This window comes from Pseudomonas emilianonis (assembly GCF_023072625.1).
Taxonomy (GTDB): Bacteria; Pseudomonadota; Gammaproteobacteria; order Pseudomonadales; family Pseudomonadaceae; genus Aquipseudomonas; species Aquipseudomonas paraveronii.
The window spans coordinates 1-3,459 of record NZ_JAKNRV010000466.1 but is presented as its reverse complement, the minus strand read 5'-3'; the positions used below and the strand labels follow the sequence as shown (position 1 = coordinate 3,459).

Below are 3,459 nucleotides of genomic sequence, written 5' to 3'. Positions count from 1 at the left end.
AGGTCACCGCCACCGTCAGCGAAACCAGCCCACCGCCCGTGAGCAAGCGCGGCTTCAGCCTGTCGCGCCTGTTGGCCGTGGCCAGCCGCGAAGGCAAGGAACTGCTGCGCGACAAGGTGCGCATGGCCTTCGCCCTGCTCGGGGCGATGTTCATGATGGTGATCTTCGGCTACGGCATTTCCCTGGATGTGGAAAACCTCGCCTTTGCCGTCTACGACCAGGACCAGACCCCACAAAGCCGCACCTATCTGGAAGCGTTTCGCAGCTCGCGTTACTTCGCCGAACAAACGCCGATCCAGGATGCCAACGAACTGCACCGGCGCCTGCAACGCTCGGAAATCAAACTGGCCCTGGAAATCCCGCCCGGTTTTGGCCGTGACCTCTACGCCGGCCGCCAACCCAGCGTGGCCGCCTGGCTCGACGGCGGCATGCCGTTTCGCGCAGAAACCAGCCGCAACTATGTAGAGGCGGTCCACCAGGCCAACCTGCAGCAACTGTCCGAACTGAGCAGCCAGCCGCAGATCAGCCAAAGCGCGGCCAAGCTCGAAACCCGCTTTCGCTACAACCAGGATGTGGTCAGCGTGAACGCCATCGGCCCAGGCGTGATGGCACTGATCCTGGCTTTTATCCCGGCGATGCTGACTGCGCTCGGTATCGTGCGCGAGAAAGAGCTGGGCTCGATCACCAACTTCTATGCCACGCCCCTGACCCGCCTTGAATTCCTGCTGGGTAAACAGACGCCGTACCTGGCCGTGAGCCTGATCAACCTGGCGGTGCTGGTCGCGATGAACCGCTGGCTGTTCGGCGTGCCGTTCAAGGGCAGCGCCCTGACCCTGGCGTTCGGCGGCCTGCTGTACGTGCTCGCCACCACCAGCATGGGCCTGCTGATTTCCGCATTCACCCGCACCCAGATCGCGGCGATCCTCGGCACCATGATCATCACCAGCCTGCCGACCATTCAGTTCTCCGGGCTGATCGTGCCGCGTTCCTCCCTGGAAGGTGCTGCGGCGGTGATGGGCACACTGTTTCCGGCGGGGCACTTTCTCGATATCGCGGTGGGCACGTTCACCAAGGCCCTCGACCTGCGCCAACTGTGGCCGCAATGCCTGGCGCTGTTCGGGTTTTTCCTCGGGTTTACCGGGCTTAGCCTGATCATGCTGAAGAAGCAGGAGGCTTGATGCATAAGTTCGCGCACATCCTGCGCCTGGGGATCAAGGAACTGACCAGCCTGCGCCACGACAGCGTGCTGCTGTTGTTTCTGTTCTATGCCTTCACCGTCGCGATCTATATGCCTGCGGCCGGCTCGGTGATTGGTGTGCATAACGCCAGCGTGGCGTTTATCGACGAGGACCACAGTTCGCTCTCACGGCAGATGGCCGAGGCGTTGCAGCCGCCCGAGTTCCAGTCACCCGTGCCGTTGGCGTATGACCAGTTGGATAAGGTCATGGACAGCGGCCAGTACACCTTCGTGATCAACGTACCGGCGAATTTCCAGGCCGACCTGTTGGCCGGTCGCGAGCCCGGCGTGCAGGTGAACGTCGATGCCACCGCGATGAGCCAGGCCTTCATGGGCGCCGGCTACATCTCGCGGATTTTCCAACGTGAGCTGCTGACCTACAGCGGCCAGGCCGACTCCGCCAGCAAAGCGCCGGCGCTGCTGACGACGCGGGCGCTGTTCAATACCAATCTGGAAGGTGGCTGGTTCCTCGCGGTCATCCAGATCGTCAACAACATCACCATCCTCGCCATCGTGCTCACCGGCACCGCGCTGCTGCGCGAGCGCGAACACGGCACCCTCGACCATTTGCTGGTGCTGCCGCTGACGGCGCTGGAAATCATGCTGGCGAAAATCTGGAGCAACATGCTGGTGGTGGTGCTGTGTACCTGGCTGTCCCTGGAAGTGGTGGTCAAGGGCATGCTCGGCGTGCCGCTGGCCGGGTCGCTGAGCCTGTTTCTGTTCGTGACCGCGCTGTACCTGTTTGCCAGCACCGCCCTGGGGATATTCCTCGCCACCCTCGCCCGCTCGACGCCGCAGTTCGGCTTGCTGGCGATCCCGGTGATCATCCCGATGCTGTTGCTCTCCGGCGGCAGTACGCCGCTGGACAGCATGCCCGAGTGGTTGCAATGGGTGATGCAGGGCTCGCCGTCGACGCACTTTGTGAGCCTGAGCGCGGCGATCCTGTTCCGCGATGCGGGCGTGAGTGTGGTGTGGCCGGATTTGCTGGCGCTGGCGGGGATTGGCTTGCTGTTCTTTGCGGTGGCGTTGGCGCGGTTCAGGAAGAGCCTGGCGTCTTGAAGTGCCTGCCCGGCCGCTATCGCAGGCAAGCCTGCTCCCACATGGGGAACGCATTCCCTTGTGGGAGCAGGCTTGCTCGCGATCGTCGCACAGCGACTATTGGATGATCAGGTTGTTGAACAACAGGTCTTCCACCATCGGCTTGCCGGTTTCGTCGTTCATCACTTGCTGGGTTTGCTTCAGGGCTTCCTGGCGCAGTTTTTCCTTGCCTTCAACGGTGCTCATGCTCTCGTTGGTTTGCTGGGTGAACAGCGCCACCAGTTGATTACGAATCAACGCATCGTTGGCTTTGACGGCGGCAGCCGCTTCGGTGCCGGTCACGCGCAGGGCGATATCGGCCTTGTACACCTTGAGCTTGGCCGTGCCATCCAGGCCATAGTTGCCCACGAGCGGCGGGGCCAGGCTGATATAGCTGACCTTCGGCGCCTCGCCTTCTTTCGCCTCTTGGGCCTGGGCCGCCATCGGCAAGGTCAGGGCGAGCATCAACAAAATCCACGCTTTCACAGTTCATTCCTCACATTCTGTTGCCCAGTAGCATAACGCTAGCAGGGCAGAGCACAAGCTTATGGCGACTTATCAGGCCCGGGCATGCTTGTTGACCCACGGGCGCACCCTCCTACACTTATCGGCCACGACGCCAAAAGGAATAGTCCGATGAAAGCTGTGCTGTGCAAAGCCTTCGGCCCCGCCGAAAACCTGGTGCTGGAAGAGATCGCCAGCCCGGCGATCAAGAAGAACGAAATCCTGCTGGACGTGCATGCCGCCGGGGTCAACTTCCCGGACACCCTGATCATCGAGGGCAAGTACCAGTTCAAACCGCCCTTCCCGTTCTCACCGGGGGGCGAAGCGGCGGGGGTGGTCAGTGAAGTGGGCGAAAAAGTCAGCCATCTGAAGGTCGGTGACCGCGTGATGGCGCTGACCGGCTGGGGCAGTTTTGCCGAGCAGGTCGCGGTGCCCGGCTACAACGTGCTGCCGATCCCGCCCAGCATGGGCTTCAACACCGCAGCCGCGTTCAGCATGACCTATGGCACCTCGATGCATGCCCTGAAACAAAGGGCCAACCTGCAACCCGGCGAAACCCTGCTGGTCCTCGGCGCCTCCGGCGGCGTGGGCCTGGCCGCCGTGGAAATCGGCAAGGCCATGGGCGCCCGCGATGATCAGGG

The 3,459-nt window shown here is 62.5% G+C and carries 4 protein-coding genes; 3 read left to right on the top strand and 1 reads right to left on the bottom strand.

Annotated elements, in window-relative coordinates; translation table 11 throughout:
• Both L9Z73_RS27650 and L9Z73_RS27645 read left to right on the top strand, forming a co-directional pair.
• A partial coding sequence (locus tag L9Z73_RS27650; protein WP_247407853.1) for an ABC transporter permease occupies positions 1-1,178 on the top strand: 1,178 nt, incomplete at its 5' end.
• On the top strand, positions 1,178-2,296 hold the full coding sequence (locus L9Z73_RS27645; RefSeq protein ID WP_247407850.1) for an ABC transporter permease: 1,119 nt from the start codon (positions 1,178-1,180) through the stop codon (positions 2,294-2,296). The genes L9Z73_RS27650 and L9Z73_RS27645, both read left to right, overlap by 1 nt.
• 96 nt (positions 2,297-2,392) lie before the next feature.
• Here L9Z73_RS27645 and L9Z73_RS27640 read toward each other — a convergent pair whose 3' ends face one another.
• On the bottom strand, positions 2,393-2,800 hold the full coding sequence (locus tag L9Z73_RS27640) for a flagellar basal body-associated protein FliL (protein WP_247407849.1): 408 nt from the start codon (positions 2,798-2,800) through the stop codon (positions 2,393-2,395).
• A 150-nt stretch (positions 2,801-2,950) separates the two neighbouring features.
• Here L9Z73_RS27640 and L9Z73_RS27635 point away from each other — a divergent pair.
• On the top strand, positions 2,951-3,459 hold a 509-nt coding region (locus L9Z73_RS27635; protein WP_247407847.1), incomplete at its 3' end, for an alcohol dehydrogenase catalytic domain-containing protein.

Coding starts and splice junctions, on each gene's coding strand:
- L9Z73_RS27645 (WP_247407850.1), top strand. CDS start 1,178: ATGCATAAGTTCGCGCACATCCTGCGCCTGGGGATCAAGGAACTGACC.